The 18786-nt window shown below is 45.3% G+C and carries 20 protein-coding genes; 4 read left to right on the forward strand and 16 right to left on the reverse strand.

Annotation, left to right across the window (positions count from 1 at the left end):
- Positions 1-10 precede the first annotated feature (10 nt).
- The 4 genes from HFE01_RS20840 to HFE01_RS20855 all read right to left on the reverse strand — a co-directional run bounded on the left by HFE01_RS20840 (position 11) and on the right by HFE01_RS20855 (position 2629).
- Entirely contained in the window at positions 11-1351 is a 1341-nt protein-coding gene (locus HFE01_RS20840) for an amino acid permease (protein ID WP_107734926.1), read from the reverse strand.
- 155 nt (positions 1352-1506) lie between these two features.
- Entirely contained in the window at positions 1507-1806 is a 300-nt protein-coding gene (locus HFE01_RS20845; protein ID WP_107734927.1) for a spore coat protein, read from the reverse strand.
- Positions 1807-1822: 16 nt separating this feature from the next.
- Positions 1823-2008, reverse strand: a complete 186-nt coding sequence (locus HFE01_RS20850) for a spore coat protein (protein ID WP_016819360.1) — start codon at positions 2006-2008, stop codon at positions 1823-1825.
- A gap of 195 nt (positions 2009-2203) precedes the next feature.
- Entirely contained in the window at positions 2204-2629 is a 426-nt protein-coding gene (locus HFE01_RS20855) for a hypothetical protein (RefSeq protein ID WP_016819361.1), read from the reverse strand.
- 286 nt (positions 2630-2915) lie between these two features.
- On the opposite strand from HFE01_RS20855, the gene HFE01_RS20860 reads away from it, so the two are divergent.
- Positions 2916-3380, forward strand: a complete 465-nt coding sequence (locus HFE01_RS20860) for a MarR family winged helix-turn-helix transcriptional regulator (protein ID WP_013369372.1) — start codon at positions 2916-2918, stop codon at positions 3378-3380.
- 168 nt (positions 3381-3548) lie between these two features.
- On the opposite strand, the gene HFE01_RS20865 is transcribed toward HFE01_RS20860, so the two are convergent.
- From HFE01_RS20865 to HFE01_RS20900, 8 genes are all read right to left on the reverse strand, one after another.
- Complete coding sequence (locus HFE01_RS20865; protein ID WP_167438650.1) at positions 3549-5141, reverse strand: glycoside hydrolase family 32 protein; 1593 nt, start codon at positions 5139-5141, stop codon at positions 3549-3551.
- Positions 5142-5248: 107 nt separating this feature from the next.
- Positions 5249-6748 (reverse strand): glycoside hydrolase family 68 protein, encoded by a 1500-nt coding sequence (locus tag HFE01_RS20870; protein WP_019686126.1) that lies wholly within the window; start codon positions 6746-6748, stop codon positions 5249-5251.
- Positions 6749-7358: 610 nt separating this feature from the next.
- Positions 7359-8873: an MDR family MFS transporter gene (locus HFE01_RS20875; protein ID WP_016819365.1), complete on the reverse strand. Its 1515-nt coding sequence runs from the start codon at positions 8871-8873 to the stop codon at positions 7359-7361.
- A gap of 173 nt (positions 8874-9046) precedes the next feature.
- Positions 9047-10606 (reverse strand): ABC transporter ATP-binding protein, encoded by a 1560-nt coding sequence (locus HFE01_RS20880; RefSeq protein ID WP_167438649.1) that lies wholly within the window; start codon positions 10604-10606, stop codon positions 9047-9049.
- Between the two features lie 54 nt (positions 10607-10660).
- Positions 10661-11248, reverse strand: coding sequence for an ECF transporter S component (locus tag HFE01_RS20885; protein WP_107734931.1), 588 nt, complete (start codon positions 11246-11248; stop codon positions 10661-10663).
- A gap of 158 nt (positions 11249-11406) precedes the next feature.
- On the reverse strand, positions 11407-12165 hold the full coding sequence (locus HFE01_RS20890; RefSeq protein ID WP_107734932.1) for an energy-coupling factor transporter transmembrane component T family protein: 759 nt from the start codon (positions 12163-12165) through the stop codon (positions 11407-11409).
- Positions 12149-12745, reverse strand: a complete 597-nt coding sequence (locus tag HFE01_RS20895; protein ID WP_039276759.1) for a GNAT family N-acetyltransferase — start codon at positions 12743-12745, stop codon at positions 12149-12151. Before HFE01_RS20895 ends, HFE01_RS20890 begins: the two co-directional genes overlap by 17 nt.
- Before the next feature lie 188 nt (positions 12746-12933).
- A complete protein-coding gene (locus HFE01_RS20900) occupies positions 12934-13239 on the reverse strand; it encodes a hypothetical protein (protein ID WP_167438648.1) in 306 nt (101 codons plus the stop codon).
- A gap of 349 nt (positions 13240-13588) precedes the next feature.
- Between HFE01_RS20900 and HFE01_RS20905 the strand changes: the two genes are divergently transcribed.
- Both HFE01_RS20905 and HFE01_RS20910 read left to right on the forward strand, forming a co-directional pair.
- A complete protein-coding gene (locus HFE01_RS20905) occupies positions 13589-14068 on the forward strand; it encodes a GAF domain-containing protein (RefSeq protein ID WP_167438647.1) in 480 nt (159 codons plus the stop codon).
- Positions 14069-14158: 90 nt separating this feature from the next.
- Positions 14159-14635 (forward strand): hypothetical protein, encoded by a 477-nt coding sequence (locus tag HFE01_RS20910; protein WP_017425717.1) that lies wholly within the window; start codon positions 14159-14161, stop codon positions 14633-14635.
- A 97-nt stretch (positions 14636-14732) separates the two neighbouring features.
- On the opposite strand, the gene HFE01_RS20915 is transcribed toward HFE01_RS20910, so the two are convergent.
- From HFE01_RS20915 to HFE01_RS20925, 3 genes are all read right to left on the reverse strand, one after another.
- A complete protein-coding gene (locus HFE01_RS20915; RefSeq protein WP_107734933.1) occupies positions 14733-15497 on the reverse strand; it encodes a MerR family transcriptional regulator in 765 nt (254 codons plus the stop codon).
- 240 nt (positions 15498-15737) lie between these two features.
- Positions 15738-16109 (reverse strand): MerR family transcriptional regulator, encoded by a 372-nt coding sequence (locus HFE01_RS20920; protein WP_019686119.1) that lies wholly within the window; start codon positions 16107-16109, stop codon positions 15738-15740.
- Between the two features lie 114 nt (positions 16110-16223).
- Complete coding sequence (locus HFE01_RS20925) at positions 16224-17096, reverse strand: transcriptional regulator (RefSeq protein WP_167438646.1); 873 nt, start codon at positions 17094-17096, stop codon at positions 16224-16226.
- Between the two features lie 249 nt (positions 17097-17345).
- Here HFE01_RS20925 and HFE01_RS20930 point away from each other — a divergent pair, with 249 nt between their 5' ends.
- Positions 17346-17810, forward strand: coding sequence for an AbrB/MazE/SpoVT family DNA-binding domain-containing protein (locus tag HFE01_RS20930; protein WP_016819375.1), 465 nt, complete (start codon positions 17346-17348; stop codon positions 17808-17810).
- A 406-nt stretch (positions 17811-18216) separates the two neighbouring features.
- Here the strand turns inward: HFE01_RS20930 and HFE01_RS20935 are convergent, their stop codons facing one another.
- Entirely contained in the window at positions 18217-18777 is a 561-nt protein-coding gene (locus tag HFE01_RS20935) for an NAD(P)H-dependent oxidoreductase (RefSeq protein ID WP_025363996.1), read from the reverse strand.
- Positions 18778-18786: the final 9 nt, after the last annotated feature.

An 18786-nucleotide genomic window follows, 5' to 3' on the forward strand; every position in this document is an offset into this window, starting at 1 on the left:
CTTGATAAAGTTAACGAGGTTCCTTGCCGTGCTTTCGACGCACCCATTGTACAATGAAGTCACATATGGCAATTAACAAGACTAACAGCAAACTGACGTAAACCCCAGGGCGGCTAAGCTTATGAAAAAAGGCCCCTACTACAGCCAAAGCGATCAGCAATAATCCAATCCAGCGTTTGATATTGCTTGATGTGCTTGATTCCAGTAACTTACCTGAAGACAGCAAAATAAAGCACCAGTTATATAACAGCATTAAGCCCGCAGCTGTTGTAATATATTCATACACTTTTCCTGGTAGCAGCAACGATAATACGATTGCTGAAATTAATCCAACAGAGATCAAACTAAGTGCATACAGAGGATATTTGCCCTTCCACTTCCGTGAGAATAGTGTGGGCGCATCTCCTTCCTGGGCAAGAGTAATCATCATCGAAGTCTCTGCATATAGCGATGCTGTCATCGTTGAAAATCCTGCAATAATCAGGACTCCGTTAAATAAATGAGGTACAAAGGCCAAATGATCGCTACTAAGCGCAAGCACAAAAGGGCTCTCCTTCGGATTAAAAGCACTTAATGGTACCATAGATACAGCCAGCCCAATTGATAGCACATACACTACAACCAGCGTAATCAGCATGACCTTTCCTGCTTTGGGTGCTTCCTCCGGGTTTTGAAGTCGGTTAGACATAATTCCAAGCACTTCGATACCTCCGTATGCATAAAAGGCAAAAATAAAAGATGACCATAATCCTATGCCACCGGTTGGAAAAAAGTCTCTGTAGCTGAGGGGAAACTTCGGATTATATTTACTTCCTCCGATCCAGCCTGCCAAAAGCGCCACCGCTAGGACCAAAAACATCACAAGAGCCGCCATTTTAATAATGGCGAGTACATTTTCTACACGATCAAAGCCCTTATTGCCAAAAAAAACAATCACAAGCCCTAAGATCCCGAAGCATGCTGCAAAAATCCACATCGGTACCTGAGGAAACCAAAAACGTGAAAATATAGACAGCGCGGTTAGTTGACTCCCATTAATAAGCAATTCTGAGAACCAATACACCCAGCCACTGCCAAAGCCTGCCCAATTACCAAATGCTTTTTGGGCATAGGAACGGAAAGAGCCCTGTTCTGGATGATCTGCCGTCATGCGCGAAAGGGCGTCAAACACCACATACGTCCCAACTGCTGCCAAGAAGTATGCAATCAGCACAGCTGGACCACCAATGGAAATCGCTAAACTTGACCCGAGGAAGTACCCTGTACCGATAGTTCCTGCAACTCCTAACAAGCTCAGTTGCCACCATTTTAGTTTTTGATCTTTTTGTTTGCCCGCTGACGAATTGCCCATAAGAAAATCACCCTATTCTAAATTTGAGACCGATACCTTGTTTTTTTATGATTCCCTTCTTCTCCATATTTCATGTGAAGTTCATTCAATTTGTAATAAAGAAGCACCAGCAAACTCGAATAAAGTTTGCTGGTGCTTCTTTTTAATTAAACGTTTCACATTTTGGGCAAAGAAAGTGCCTTGTCTGCATTTTGAATATCCATTTGAATTTGCTGATCTGGATCATAGGCGTTGTAGTAACCATTGTTCTTCATATAATTAAAAATTTGCTCATGAAGATTAACAGTTTTGTTCAATTGGTCACAAAGGACATTTCGAACTTCTGGGCTAGTGGACTCTGTTAACGCTGCGGCGTAGTTTTTGATCCCGCTTTTAGCTGAAATTAACAGATCTGAAGCAATCACCTGATCGGTCATAGGGGTCGTACCGGTCATATTCTCAATAAAAGAATTCACGTTATTCCTCCTTAAATTATACAAGCAAATTTCTAAGCTGTTGAATATCTTGTGTACCGCAGCTAATGTCCTGCTGTAAAATATTTTTTAAATTTGAATCTGAGACTAAAGGAAGCATGGTTTGAGTTTTTGTGATACAAGTTGTTTTAAACGTAAGCAGCTCATGCAATTCCAATTTTTCGTGAACTCCGAGTTTTTGCAAGATCAAAACCTCCTTTCTGAACTCCTTTTGGTATTTCCTACGATTACTGCCCTTATGCACGATCCAAGAACCTTAGTTTTCACAATGTCCTTTTCAGCTTTTTCTCATTATGAAAAAAGGTTCCTTCAAACCATTAGTCATGGTTTGAAGGAACCTTTTTGTTCCAAAGTGAGCAACAAGGGTGAACACCATTATTTAGGTATGGACGCTACCTGAAAAACCGTCCACATCGTCTTCCGGTTGTTGATCAGAGCTGACGTTGTGTTCCTGTGTTGTGTTGTTCGTAAACGTTTGGGAAGAGCCGCTTTTATACGCCTCGCTCCAGTCCTCATTAATGATGTGCGCTGGAATAATCCAATCCTCCGGGCTATAACCTGGATTTTGCACACCGATATTACTTTGCTTACCTGGACGATAAGTGAGAACTCCTGTCTCAATTATACTTCCTTCATAAGCTTGGCAAATCTCTAATGCAGACAGCACATCCTGGTTCTCAACGTGAACACTGAGGCCTGTATCACCGTTCGTGCTGGCAGAGTATCCAATTTCCTTTAATGTTTCACAGGCTTGGGCGGCTTGCTGCGGATCACGAAATTGAAAACGGAAAGAACCCGTATCCATGTGCTTCATCTCCTCTGAATTTATCTTATTTTGTTATTTGGGTCCATTAGGTATGTTATTTGTTAATATAACCAATCAGAACGGTATTTTTACATTCGAAACCTTTATTTTTCAAAAATTTACCTTAAAGCTTTGAAATTAAATAATTAAAAAAGCAGCTACTGTGACAAATCGCATGTTTTCCCTACGTAAATCCCTTTATGCTAGTAGTAAGGGTATGGTTGCCCGGTCATCCGAACCGAGCGGTCAAAGGATGCCCAAATCCATACATAAAGGCGGAATGAAGATGATAGATTACCGAACATTGGTGACACAGCAATCTATGCATTTGTATAGCGTGTTTGCCAAGTCATTCAAAAGTGTAAACGAACATGCGGTTGCTGGCATCAAAACGGTGGGCTTCAACCCAACGGCCTTCGCCGTGATGGAAGTTTTATATCACAAGGGAGCACAACCAATTCAACAAATTGGAGCCAAACTGCTTCTGCAAAGCGGAAATGTCACTTATGTTATCGACAAGCTGGAGAGCCGTGGTTATTTGCACCGTCACCCGTGCGACCAAGATCGTCGTATTATATATGCAGAGTTGACGGACGAAGGACAACGCGTCATGGACGAAATTTATCCTGATTATACACGTCAGATTGAACGTGCCTTTAGCGGAATCAGCGAAACCGAAAGAGATCAACTCATCGGCTTGCTCAAAAAATTGGGCCGTAGCGCTGATAATCTGTCACCTTATCACAAATAGAATGAATAGTAATTTTAGCAACTGTTCAATTGTGAATAAAAGAACAATCCTATAGCTGTGCTAACGAAAATTTAGATTTACACAGAAAAGTCCACCCTTATATTTATGGGTGGACTTTATATATACCTGAGCGAAATATGCCTAAGCTTACGAGCAGCATAAGACCTGTTATCGACTAAAATGTTTGATCACTACATTATTAAAAATAGCCTTACCGCCATCTGAAAAAAGAGTAATTCCCTGATCCTCTAAGCGTGGAAATATTAAGGAGGAATAAGCTACTTCTCCATCATCTACAAAGACTTCGATGCTGGTTTTATCGACAAGAATCTTCAAGTGGACATTTTTTTTATTGGTATCAAAAGGCGCCTTACTCTCTACATATTTACCACTCTGATCCGGCTGCCCGGTGTTTGCTCTGTTTACATAAGAGTATTGACCCTCCACCGAAACACCCACATCTACATGACGCTTGCCATCCGCAGACTCTCGAAGCCTCAAGCCTGTATTTTTGATCGTTGACCAAGATACATCTGCTTCTAACTGATAGGCATCACCTGCTACCGGAAGCTTGTGGGTCCCCTCTACTTGGATCTTCCCCAATGACTCCGTTGCAGTTGGGAATTGCTCCAAAGCTGATACAGGCTGTGAAACCAAGCGATAGCCGACATCAGTTGTACGCTTCAACCGAATTTGGCGAACAACCGAATCCATGCCATTAAAGCCTTCCTTCAAAGTAGGCGTGTTGTTGGCATAATCCCAATTGTTCATCCAAGCCAGCGCATAACGGTGACTGTATTGGTCTTTGGCTTTGCCGTCCTCGAACGTAACCGCACCATACCAGTCAAAGCCATAATCCAGCCAATCAGGATCATTGCGATCAGGGAGAAATGCTTCTCCATTAAAATCCCCCGTCCAGTAGGCATACGTATTGGGTCCGCCGGTTGGTTTACTATTGGCGCTTGCACCTAGAATCCATTGATAGGTCCCATCATCCGCGCGCATCTGGTAAAGGTCAGGACATTCTACAAGTCCAATATTTTCCGTTTGAAAGCCGCTCGTAAACTGCCAATCCTTTAAATTTTTCGACTTATAAAAGCCAATCTTCGTTCCCTCCGCCATGACCATCACCCATTGATTACGTTGAATATCCCGGATGATCTTGGGATCTCTGAAATCCTTCGTGCCAGGGTTGGACATCACGGGCTTGTTGCGATAAGAAGTAAACGTCTTGCCTTTGTCCTTACTGTACCACAGAAATTGTTCCTGCTTTCCTCCATCTGCGGAGGGCTGTGTGACAATGGCTACAAGTGCGCCTTTTCCAAAACCTGCGGTGCCATTATTGTCGATCACGACCGAACCGGACCAAGGGTCTCCATTCGGATTCGTATATTTAGGAATTGCCACCCCTTCATCTTTCCAATGAACCAGGTCGGTGGATGTGGCATGTCGCCATTCTGTACCGTTCTTATGAGGGTAATCACGATTATATAAATAGTAGTAATGATATTGCCCATCCATATAAATAGGCCGCTGTGGATCATTTTTCCACTTATCCGGGACGGTAAAATGATAGGCGGCCCGATAGGTCGGTGTTGTATGCTTGCTTTGATTGGCTTGGTTTTTTGGAGCTGCTGCAGGTTTTTGAGGTTTGCCTGCATCCTGTTGGTACATACTCCACCCCATAGCTATGAAAATAGTTAAGCCTGTGATAACTACTACGGATCGTATTCCAATGTTCTTGAAAGCTTTTTTTCTCATTATGACGATCCTCCTTACCCTTCATTGCATTGTTATGTATCGTCCGACGGACGACAGATCGGTAATCTACCAAAGCTGTCGCCTTCGGACATGCTGCTTATAACTACTTATTTCTTTCCATACTCATTTTGGTTATCTTTTTTGTCATTTCCTGGATCAATCGTAATTTGACCTTGCTCCAGAATACCGTTCTTCACAACAGAGGTTTTCGAGCCTTTAATATTCAGCAGGAAGCTTGGTGCGAAAGTAGATTTGTGATCTGGGAAGAGTCCACGATTGGTCATATAACTCGAAACGACTACGTTATTGCCTTTGCCTTGCGGGATAGCAAAATGAGCATATGTCCAGGTAATATCATCACGATCCAGATCCTGATGAAGAACGAGACCGGTTCCATTCAGGGGTTTATAAGGCCCTGTCAAGGAAGTAGAAACATAACCCAACATGTAAATATCATCGTCACCGATCGCATCTACAGTCACCTTGGAACCTCTTGTACTCGTAAATAAATACCACAAACCGTTCATTTTGAACACATTTGCCCGTTCAATTTCATCTGTTACCAGATTGGATGCAAGCAAAGGGGGCATTACATTTTTCAATGTATAATCATCATTCAATTCAACGATGCCCAGTGCGCCGTTCGCCAGCTCAGCTCCTTTTTTCTTAGGACTTTGTTGCAAGTTTTGTTGCTCTTCCGTGAAGAATTTTTTATTGCCACCATAATAAGCTGAGTTTTGAAGCGATTCTTCGCCCTGGTAGCCTGTTTCTGTCCCTGTGTTGGCTTCAAATATAATATATTTGTGCCCTTGATCCTCGACATAGTGAGGGTCTCTAAGGGTATGATTATCCATATCCACTCCGACGCTTTGTTGTACATTTTGATAGGTTTTACCATCTCCACCGTCATAGATCGATTTCAAATCCTCGACTCCATCTACTTTCAGTGTCTTATCATCAGGCTGAGAGACATTAATTTGAGCTGTGCTCAAGGTTTGCTTGCCGTATAATTTGTTATTCGGATCATAGGGCTGTCTGCTGGTATAAAATAAACGTACATGTCCATCAGAGGTTAAGGTAGCAGAACCTGACCATTCTTCTGACTGATTTTTGAGAATCGGATCGTTGGAGAGCAGTTTATCATTGTCTTTAAAGACTCTACCAGCATTTTTCCAGCCGCTCAGTGAAGTATCACCCGCTTTTTGATAGAACAGATATATAAATGTATCCTCGCCTCTTTTAGGATCGCCTGCCAGTCCAAATACGATATTATATCCCTTGTAATTAGCTACTGTACCATCGGCATTTTGCAACGGCCAGCTGTCCCAAACATCCAGATCAATCTGCTTGCCTGAGCTATCGTGACCAATAGCAGAAGGAATATTCTTAATTGTAGAGGCATCGAAGGATGGAACCTCATATTTCTCTTTGCCTTGCTGTTTGAAAATATTCAGCATGTCATTACGCGTAATTTGGGTAAATGCATTGTCTGCATTGAAATCAGCCTTATCATTTTCTTTTGCAAAAGCCTGAACGCCGCCTCCTAACAGCAAGGTAGTTGCTACTGTTGCAGTGGCTGCTTTACTGAACCATTTGTTAAACTTCAAGTACTCCATCTCCCTTAATGTAATTATGCTTTCTAGTGTTGAAGCCCAACTTTTTCGTTGGCTAGGGCCATTTTATATGGTATGTCAAACGATTGATATAGACTGAAAAGCCCTATTATGTGAGGGAAGAAAACAGATTCCTCTATGAATTTCATCCTCATATTTTCCTAGTAATTTTCTGAAAATACCTATTTTTTTCATTCCTATTACATTCAGAAAAATTTGTTACTTGATTTTTTTCCGTATCCCATTTTGCTTGGTTGGTTGCTTCATTCACATGCAAAATTGTTCAAAATATACTCATAAAATGCTCGATTTGTAAGCGGGTGCAAAAAAATGGTTCCTTAGTACCCTATAGCTCAATTTAGAAACAGCTTTTTTGTTACAATTTTTTAAGACTTTTTTACCACTTTGTAACCTATATCATATGAATATATCGCAATCTCTAGGGGATTTTTTTTTACTTTTTGTATATTGGGGAATTTATCGGTCCTATACGAGGTGGCTTTTTGCTAAATCAGTAGGAGAAGAGACCTTAGCATAAAGAAACAGCCCGGCCCCTTATTGGTGTACCGGACTGTCTCTTTAATATGAAAGAAGTATATTTTTTTTATGCGTGTTCTCTTTGTGGTGTCTTCACACGCTGATCTGCCTCTTCTTCCGTACCCGGTGGGCGGTTCCGCAATCCGAGGACAACAAACCAGCTAATCACCGCAATAACGACCATGATCACGAATAGGGAATGCAGACTGTTTTCCAGTACAGACCGGAGTAATCCGGCAACCTTGTCACTTAGACTTTGTGAAGCATGCGGGGCAAGCAGACCATTAATATCCTCCTGTGTAACCCCTTGCTGAGTGAGCTGTCCGTCCGCTGTCTGGGCAGCAATACGATAATTCAGCCATGAACCGAAGGCTGCAACCCCAATCGTTTGTCCCAATGTGCGCAGGAACGTATTCAAGGCTGTAGACGCGCCACGCAGCTGGAATCCGACCGAGGACTGAGCAATAATCGTGAACACGGTTATCGAGAAGCCAAATCCCAGTCCATACAATAACGTAGACAGGAACAGAAGCCAGATTGGAGTTGTTAGGTTCATCAAGGTCATGACGAAGGCTCCCAATACAATCAGAGTCAGCCCGATCAAAGAGGTTCGACGCGAGCCCAGCGTCAGCAAAATGCGTCCTCCGATCATGGAGCCGAACAACCAACCTACCGACATTGGGGCCAGCGCCAGACCAGATGAAGCGGCATCTCCACCGTGTACGCCCTGAATCCATAGTGGAAGATAACTAGTCAGCCCGATTAGCAGGGTACTGACGAGTAGTGCAGCGGCACAGGAAAAAGCGATATCCCGTATCCGAAACAGCTTCAGAGGGACCATCGGTTCCTGAGCGCGCTTTTCGATAACCAAAAACAAAACCAGAAACAAAATGGCCACGGCAGCCAAGGCCAGCAATTCAGGAGAAGTCCAGTCGATATACTGTCCCCCCAGGGCCAATACGAGCAAGAGTGCCGTCATCCCGATGGTAAAGGTAACTGCTCCCGCCACGTCGATACGTGCGGTACGCTTGCTTACCTGTTCCCGCAGGTAACGGGCGATGAAGAACATAGCCAGAAATCCAAAGGGAACGTTAAAGCCAAAAATCCATTCCCAGCCAAAATAGGTGACCACGTAACCGCCCAAGAGAGGCCCGACAAGGGAAGAAATCCCCCATACCGAGCTGATCATGCCTTGGACTTTACCACGTTCCTCCATTTTGTATATATCACCGATAATGGTAAAGGTAACAGGAATGACACCGCCTGCTCCAATCCCTTGAATGGCTCGGTATAAAATAAGCTGCTCCATACTACCAGCCAGCATACAAAGCAAAGAGCCAATCACAAATAACGAGCACCCAATTAGAAAAATGGGTTTACGGCCAAACAAATCGCTAAGCTTGCCGAAAATAGGCGTAGTTACAGCCATCGTCAACAAATATGCTGTAAAAATCCAGCTGAGCAAATTCACACTGCCCAGTTCACTAACAATTGTCGGTCCCGCCGGACCGATAACCGTTCCTTCAATCGCGGCCAGAAAGGTGGCCAATAGAACACCTGTCAGCACGAGTCCGCGCTTCATAGGTTTATCGTTTCCCAAGCAAATCACAAATCCTTTCCTTGTATAAACTGTGCTGTATCTGTACGGTTTTCCTTCCCAGCTTGAATGATTATCCGCACTGTATAATCGTAAACAGGCGGCCTATATAGGCCGCCTGTTATGTACGATGTATATATATTATTGTCTACATATCCTTAATTTTTGTCAACTGTAATCGTATGATTAATCCAGCTATCTTCCGTTTTATAGAGATACCCCTCTTCCATGCGCAGAACATGGCTGGCAAAGCGTTCAGCTATCTGCAAATCGTGGGTAATGATCAGAAAAGCCGCGCCTTCAGCAGACTGCTCTGAGCACATATGGAGCAGGATGTTTGCCCCTTCGTAATCCGTTCCCGCAGTCGGCTCATCCAAAATGTAAAGCTTTTTGGGGAGGATAAACTGTGCCGCAACGCTCAAAAGCCTTTTTTCGCCTCCACTTAGCAGATACGGCGAGACCTCCAGTCGGTGATCCAGCCTGGCGGCTGTCAGCAAGCGATGCGCCCGTTCCTCATAGGCGGCGGGAACCGGATCTCCGATCCGTAAACCAAGCTTGACCCGCACACTGTACAAGCACTCTTCCCACACCGTTGCAGCTGCAAACTGATGCTCTGGCTGCTGGAACACATAGCCGATCCCGGCGGCCAGTCGGTGAATGGGCAGCTTCGACATATCCTGCCCTTCCCACCACATGCATCCCTTCGGCGCGGGGAGCAAGCCCATAAGCAGCTTGCCCAGCGTGGTTTTGCCAGAGCCGTTCTCGCCCAGCATTACGGCTCGTTCGCCAGGCGCAAGGGCAAGACTCACGCCCTTGAGCGCCGCGCGCTGGCTGCCGGGGTAGGTGAAGGGCAATCCCTTCACCTCCAGCAACGGCTGCCCAGCGCAATAAGCTGCCGAGCCGGCATTCCCTTCCGGCTCACGCGGCATGTCTTCCCTCCCCGCGGAAGAGGGAAGCAGCCCCCAGGCTGCCAGCTGCGCACCATGCTCGCGCAGCAGCTTTTCGGGCGGGCCTTGCAGCAGCATAGTCCCGCCCTTCAGCACGATGAGGCGCTGCGCTGCACGCGCACCATCGTCTATGCGACCGGACGCAGTGATCACCGTCCGGCCTGCGGCATGGAGCCGCCGACATAGCAGGACGAAGTCCCGTACCGCCGGCGGGTCCAACTGCGCAGCCGCGTCGTCGAACACGACCAGCGGCGCTTCCAGCGCCAGCACCGCAGCAATGGCGGTGCGTTGGCGCTGACCTCCCGAGAGGCGCCGCACGAAGGAGCCGCGCTCGGATGCCAGGCCGACGGCCTCCAGTGCAGCGGCCAGGCGCTGCTCTATTTCTGCTGGAGGCACGCGCAGGTTCTCCGGCCCAAAAGCAATTTCGTCTTCGACGATTCCCTGCACTAGCTGGGCATCCGGGTCCTGAAGCACGACGCCGACAGTGGTGGCGACCGTAGCCAATTCAGCGGTGGCGGGGTCCATCCCGTACACGGTCAGCTCGCCAGTCCGTTCGCCCTCGCCGGAACGGGACAACCCGCCATGAAGTAGCTGGCACAGCGTAGACTTTCCACTCCCACTAGCTCCAACAATGGCTATGTGCTCACCCACCGCAATGTCCAGCGTCAGACCATGTAACGCTGGCTCCACCTGGTCGTCATAGCGATAGCCAAAATCCCTTAAGGAGACAGCTATTCTATTTTCTGCATCATGATCACTACGTTCATTCATAGCCGAAATACCCTCGATCCCTATTGTTCAGGCTATAACCATGTATAGCCTTGGTTATGCCCGTGAAGTGCGTCCCAGTTCAAAGCGTTTTAACAGACCCGTACCATTTAAGGCATCGCCCAGTACTTTCGTCAGCAGACCACACAGGACAATGCCGCTCAGGATACGAACGACCAGTGCAATCGTCAGTACCTTCCAGCCCCAATGCATATAGCCAAACATATTGGCTGCCACGATAAACCACAGCGGAACCATGGCTCCACCCACCAGCATTAGTGAAACTGCATTCCAGCGGCGATACCGCAAAAGAGCAAATACCAGCTCCGCCGCAACCATATAGCAGACAGCTGCCGCAATGATAGATGCAATTCCATAGGCAGAGCCCATAAAAGACTGCACTACCGCGCCAAAGGCATAAGCAATTACCGCCGTACCTGGCTTACGAATAATATAATAGGCCAGCAAACCATATATCATGTACAGCCCGACAATAGCGGAAGTTGCGATCGGCCCTCCCAGACTGTTTAACGTTTTGTTAATCATCGACAAATACACAGTCATGACGCCGTTCAACGTAGCCAGCATGGCCATTAACACGATATCCAGCGTTGTAAACTTGGCAAAAATACGAGATCCCTTCATATGTATTTCTTGACTCCTCTCCATAATCTAGTATACAAGGTCATAGCTCTGGTCCTTGTACAAACTGTTACTGTATAAATGTATTCATCCGCTGTCTTATTGTCAACCTAATTTTATTTTACCAGTTGACAATGAGGACAAAAAAAGGGGCTGCTTCTTTATAATACCCACCCTAAAACAGTCGTAGCGAATACAGCAATCACAGCACATACGTAGCCTAAACGCCCATTTTCCAGTGTACGAAGATACGTCCGTTCTGCATATGCGCCAAAACCTTTGCCCTCCATAGCCAGTGCCGTCTGCTGAACCCGTCTCACAGCATTCACCAACACAGCAGCCGCATACCCGCTCCACCATGATATCCGCTTGCCCCATCCTCGTGGTGGCTCCTGCCCCCGAACACGCCGTGCAGCCATAATGGTTCGCCCCTCTTCTTCCAATAAGGGCAGGAACGTCAGCGCCACTGAAATTCCGAACGCAAATCGATAAGGTACACGCAAGCGCAGATTCAAAGCCTGCACAAAATCTCGGGGATCGGTCGTCGAGAGATAGATATAGGATGCCAAAAACAATACAAAAATCCGCAGCGTTAATGCCCCCGCGATATCCAGTCCCTCCGCTGTAATCACAATGGGTCCCCATGAAGCGACAGTATTCCCTTCTCGAATCGCTAGGATAGACAGTATAAAATACGGAATACCTAAACCAATCAGGAACGACATAGCGCGAAGTTGGCGTGCTAGGGTCAACCGTGCGCCGAAGCCAGCCACAGCGATCAGTACCACCAGAAGTGCCGCTTCCCGTATTGTCGAATCCCATGCCATCGACAGGAGGCTAAAGCATCCCACCCATATAAGCTTACTTAACGGTCCAAGCCTGTGCAGCGGCGACGAACCGCCGTTATACTGAAACAGCATTTCGTTGTGCCTCCAATCTGAGCCATTCTTCATGCAGTAATGAATACATCAGCATATCCTTAAAGCCTGTAGATGTATGCTGTACCTGCCGTAACAGCCCTTCCTGGGTCCAGCCCATCGAGGACAGCAAGGCTTGCGAGCCTGTATTGCGCGGGTCCACCAGCGCTTCGATCCGATTTAATCGAATCGTGTCATATCCGAATGAAAGCACTAAGCGAAGCGCCTCAGTCATATAGCCATTGCGCCAATAAGGCTGGGCCAACTCATAACCAATCTCGGCTTTATAAGCTCCCTCCGTCTGCCAATAATTAAAGCCGCAGCTTCCAATCAGCCTCCCGTTCTCCTTCAGCTCGATCCCCCAGCGCAGCGCATCTTCCGTCTTCGCCAGCTCATTCAACAGCTCAATCATATCCTCTGCATCCTCTCGTCCTGACATACCGGTAAGGTTCATATAACGGTGAACCTCCGGGTCAGACCAGCAAGCGAACATCGTAGCCGCATCCCGGCTTTCCATCCTTCGCAGCCGAAGACGCGGGCTTTCCAGCAGTGGGATATGCCCCTTACATGCATATGCACACATGTTCCATCATCCTTCCAGCATTTCAATGACAACAAATATACGCTACATTTAAGCATACACCTCCAACAAACACAACCTTATTCATGTGGACAAACCCTTATAAATCAAATTAGCCCTCCGCTTCCTGGAATCAGGAATGAGGAGGGCTACCTTTTATTGTTATAAGATTTTTGGTGTCTCTAATCCTTTTAAGAAGAGGCACGGGCAGTGACATGAGCCGGATTTTTCACAACATCTTCGTACAATACGCCTAGCATCGACTGAATTTCCTGCAATTCTTCGATCCCTGCGCCGGTAAGGCTGAACATATCATCATGTGGTGTCAGAAAGTTTTCCTGTGTCAGGTTTTCCAGTTCCTGCTTGACTTCACGTTCTCCTACACGGTATCCGCGTTCTTCGAGAATTGGTTGTATATCTCTCACGGTCAAATCGTCCTGATGTGCATAAGAAAGCATCTGTATACGGATAAACAAGTTCTGAACATCTGCATGCATAATTGTAACTCCTCCCTGGCCTAAGCCAACATGTTACATTGTTTTTACCCATAGGGGAGAAGCTGGAAACAGATGAGGGCAACCCTTCATTGAATTACTTTCTATATTATATGTCCCGCTAAAACATAATGCTTTGCCGTCAGCGTTGCTTGTAGAGAAGGGAATTGTGGTGCTAGAGAAAGGAGATTATTCCAAGGAAGTAGTGCTATTTTCTACTTGACTGAATATGTACAATCGTTATATCTTAAATTAATTAACCAATGGTAAAAGTGATTTGCACAATTACCTATTTTTGGTGATATATACAACAGTTAATATGAAAATTTAATGTTAGGAGCGTGGACTCTACATGTTTCAAACTATCCCTTACGAAGGAACACGTCAGGAACAATTCGAATCCGTTCTCGGACAACTCCGGGCACTTGTTCACGATGAATCCAATAGGATTGCCAATTTAGCAAACGCTTCAGCTTTACTGGGTCACTTTCTTCCAGATGTGAACTGGAGTGGCTTCTATCTTTATGATGGGACTGAGCTTGTACTAGGACCTTTCCAGGGTTTACCCGCATGTATACGGATTCCACTGCGACGTGGTGTTTGCGGTACCGCAGCAGCTGAACGGCGAACACTTGTCATAGACGATGTACATGCATTTCCAGGACATATCGCCTGTGACGCTGCTTCCAATAGCGAAATCGTTATCCCTCTAATCAAAAACGATGAGCTGATTGGAGTGCTGGACATTGACAGCCCGCTAAAAAGCCGATTTGATCAGGAAGATCGTGTATTCCTAGAGGAATTTACGGCTATTCTGGTATCCAGCCTGTAACCAAAAATTGTGCATATATATAGTCTTCCTTCGCCACAATATATGAGGGTCCTAAAACCTAAACTATCCGGCGAAGGAGATTGATGATCAATGTTCAACAACATGGCTCCACAACAACAACTTCATCAATGTGAACAAATTATGCAGCAATTGGTACAACAAACACAGCAAGGAACTGCTATGTATCAACAATTGCTGCAACAAGAGCAACAAAACGCATCCAGCCTTGAAAGCCTGGTGCAACGCGAACGTAGCGCAGCTCAAATGATTCAAACCGCAATTCAGCATCACCAGCAAGCGATGCAGCAATACCAGCAAGTCATTCAACTGTGTAGCCAATTGGAAAACTCCATCCGCTCAAGCAGCCAAATGACTCAACCTGGATTTGGCGATAACTATGCTTCTCGCAGTATGCAACCATCCACCTTTAGTGCAGGAAGCCACATGAACCACAGCTTTCCGCAACACATGGGGACGACCGGGCAGCATTTTGCAAGCAGTGGTAGCATGCAGCAGTACGGAAACAGCAGTCAGCAAAGCATGAGAACAGCACCAAGCAGCATGTAAGCTGCTTTACACAAAAAAGGGTGAACAGCAAGCCGTCGATGGGTTTGTTGTTCACCCTTTTTCATATTACTTATAGCCCTTTTTATCAGCTGTTGCTCTAGGTTAATTCCCGTTTGGCCAGCTCCTTCATTCCGTCTCGCAAATATTCAGCTAGCCCAGGGCGATAGCCTTCATACATTTTACTGAAGTCCTCATGTTCTACATACAAGTCTCCCAGCCCGCTATAAATTTCTGCTGTAGGGGTATAGAATCGGCTTACCCATTGAAGATGACGGCGGATCAGCGCCTGTACTTCTGCACTGTTATGCTTCAATCCCTTATGCATGGCTTCAGCCAGCTCCCGATGAATCTGATCTGCCTCTGCCTGTGAATCCAAATAATCCTCTTTGCTCCAGTTCGTCGTCGCGGTCTTACTCTCCTGGATCTTTTCTTCGACCTGTGAACCATAACGTTCCGTCAGATCACGTTCATACATTTCCTGTTTTTCCGGGTTAAACCCTTGGTACATTTGCTCTGGTTTCATCGTTTGTTCTCCTTTCAAATGAGCCACCGTTTCGTCGATGGTCTGAAGGAGAGTATGCAAGCGGAAGACCTTAGCCTCAATCTTGGCTCGATGCACCTGCAAAACCTCGGCTTTCTGCTCCTTGGTTTGCTTTAGCACATTGCCAATTTCGGATAAAGGCAAATCCAGTTCCCTGTACATCATGATTTGTTGAAGCCTCAACAGTTGTTCCTGCTCGTAATAGCGATATCCATTATGTCCGATATGATGTGGTTTCAGCAATTCAATTTCATCATAATAATGCAAAGTTCGAACGCTGATTCCCGACAGATTAGATACTTCCTTTACTGTATAAGCCATTCCGCTTCACCTCTCTTGCTTTCACAGTCTACAGTCTCACGTGGCGTGAGAGTCAACACCCCCACTTCCCCACCTTGGTAATACACTTTTACCCTGTAAGCACATCGTGAACCGCTAATTGCCAACGATTTTTCATACTTGCGACCTACAGTAGGTATCTTTAGATATCTATGCAAAAAAAAGCCCTACAGCGTATTTCAAATAGGCTGCGGGCTTCTTATATTCAATTGAATTTGGCGACTAAGAGAAGCTTCTTCCCATGACCACATGATCGTAAAAAGCTATCTTTTGAATAATTTTCTCCAAATTGCGCTGCGTTTGGGCCATCTGTTCTTCCACTTTCTTTTTGTGGGCAACCAGGAAGTCTCTTCTCTCTTGGATTGTGGCTTCTCCTTTTACATTTAGCTCAAGATATGCCTTAATTTCTTCAATGGTCATTCCCGTATCTTTCATAGCCATAAGAAACCTGATCCAATCCATTTGTTTCTCGGTATATACCCTTCTCCCACCCTCATCCCGACCAACATCAGGTAGAATGCCCTCTTTTTCATAATAACGAAGGGTAGATGCGGGCAATCCACTCCTGATTTCAACTTCTTTAATGGAGTACATGGTTGATCCCCTCCTGATTCTTTTATTTTCGCTTCAAGCCAGCTGTAACGATAAGTATAAGTTTTCATAGAAAAGAGTGCAAAATTAACATTTCTCTATTCACCAACTGAACAGCTAGCTCTCTCCCTGTCCTTCCCCTCGCAACTTCCCAATATAACTCCTTACATTCTCCTCTGGATGGCTCACTTCCCATTGATCTAACAGCCGATTGACCTCCTCATCCTGAGAATTCAACTGGTAATAGAATATGGCCGCTCGTAATTGGTGCTGCTCTTCGACAGGTTCATCACCAGGCCAGTGGTACTCTTGCTTGCCGTTCTCATCGGTAGTCCCTATCGCTCCGTCCAGTAACGGGGAGCGGCCTTCTAGGCCTTCACCACGGGCAATGGCTTTGAGAAAATCGGCATGTCTCCTAGCAACATCAGGCGAACAACGGTACAAATTCTCAAAAATATCAAAGGCATCAATCGGATCGTATTCCAAATTCTCAAGGAAGTGCCTTTGCAGCAGTGCGGCAACCTTCTTATTGCCCGTCAGTCCCGACAGAAAATAAAATGTAGGCATTTGTGCCTCATAACGAAAATCGTCGACATGGCTGATAATATCGTCCACAATCTGCTCTGTCTGAACACCTTCACGGGCTAACCGAGTTAGTATCCTCACTGCCTTATACTGCGTCCAATCGTACACCCCGAACGCCACCTCATACAGCATGGGAATCGCTTTTTCCCTGTAATTGTAGATAATCTCAAAAATCGCATCCTGTTGAATATGCAGCCAGTCGCCCAACCCTTCGTACTTTCCTGCCAAACTCTCAGGCTTCTGCAACTCAGTTCCAAAAAAATAACGCGGGAATAGAGGCAATGCCGCTTCTCCCAGCATAGCAGCAGCCTTCTTCGCCTCGGCGGTGAATTGCTCGGGCTGATCTACTAATCCGCCGACCTTTATAATGACTGCAGGAATAGCAGTGTCCAAATCGATTGCCATATGTAATTCACAGCTCCTTATCGTATATTACTAAAAATTCCTTTGCCAACTAGAATATTCATTCTGAATATATATCGGTAATCCCCTATAATTTCTCAACACGTTTTCCACGATTAAAAAAACATATTTTGGGAATTACTTGTATACTTTTCAACAGTTTACTTAATATATGCGATTGCTTCTCTAAGCCTATTCTTTTTTACTATAATTATTTAGTATTATAAGGATATAAAAAAAGGAGGTTATCATTTGAAAAGTACAGGTATGACACGTCCCCTAGATGCGTTAGGCCGTATCGTCATTCCCAAAGAAATGCGAATTTCTATGGATTTTAATGTGGGTGACCCCGTTGAGATTTTCGCAGATGAGGAAACCGGTATTCTCGCCTTTCGAAAATATACCGGGGTGACGTGTAAAATGTGTGGTTCAGCAGAACAATTGACTTATTTTAGAGATAGTTTTATTTGTAAAGAATGTATTGAAAGTTTAAAGAAGGGGTTAAATTTTAGCCCTGTCCTAAGACCAGCCAAATCGGCTTTAGCCAACGGACAACGGTCGATTAAAGAGTCCAAACGTCTACGGAGATCGACACAGCAGATGATTGAAAGCCTCAAAGAATTAATGCAAAAGCAACCCAATGCAGCACAGCACGAATATGCCAAAATGCTTGAGGTTTCCCAAGCCCGTATATCCCAGCTCAAAAAAATGCTATAACTACAGCTTGCTATCCTACATAGGTATACACCAGAGATTTCATCATGTACAGCTAATTTTGAACCGTGATACGCAGCATCATAGCTAACCGACAAAAAGCAGGAAACACATTTGCGAAATCCTCGAACTAGGTACAAAGAACTACTAGATGACTTGCAAGCGACAACGCCTTATTAATAAAACTATGCCAATTAATAGTAACGCCTAAATTAAACGAAATGACCTTCTCTACGTAAAGAAGGTCATTTCGTTTATTTATTCATTTTAATGTTGTTTCAACTCATCCAAAATACTTTTACCTGTAAAGATGTGCATTTTTGGGGACAGTGAGTTTCAAAAAATATCTTAAAGGAACTTGGTACACAGTCTTATATTGATGTTACTCAAATCAGCCAGGCTCAAGCCCTTATCCAAGTATGCCTGCAATCTGGCGAAGCCATTCTTTACGTGTATCTTCATCGGATTGGGGTACCGACTCGAAAAATATATGATACATAACGTCAAGTCCGCAATATTCAAATATGCCTTTGTCGGACGTCAAGTGAAGTGCTTGATCCATGCCATTGCTGGCATATTCCGCATGTGATTTCCCTTGTGTGTTGAGGATGATGACTTTCTTCCCCTTGAGCAGCCCCATCTGCACCCCGTTTACATATTTGTAAGCAAAGCCGTAAGAGAATACGCGGTCAATATACCCTTTCATTATGGCTGGCATCCCCGTCCACCATATCGGATAAATAAAGGTGACCACCTCTGCCCATTGCAAAAACTTCTGTTCCCGCACAATATCTTCTCCGATTCCTCCAATAATCTCGCTACTGCTGACTACAGGTTGAAAGCCGATATCATATAGATCACGAACCACCACATCATGCCCTTTTTGCTTTAGCCCCTTCAATGCTGTGGTCAAAATTGCATGGTTAAAGCTTTCATGTGATGGATGCGCGTAAATAATAAGATGTTTCATTTTCTTCTC

This window comes from Paenibacillus sp. EKM10P, assembly GCF_011800655.1.
GTDB lineage: Bacteria > Bacillota > Bacilli > Paenibacillales > Paenibacillaceae > Paenibacillus > Paenibacillus polymyxa.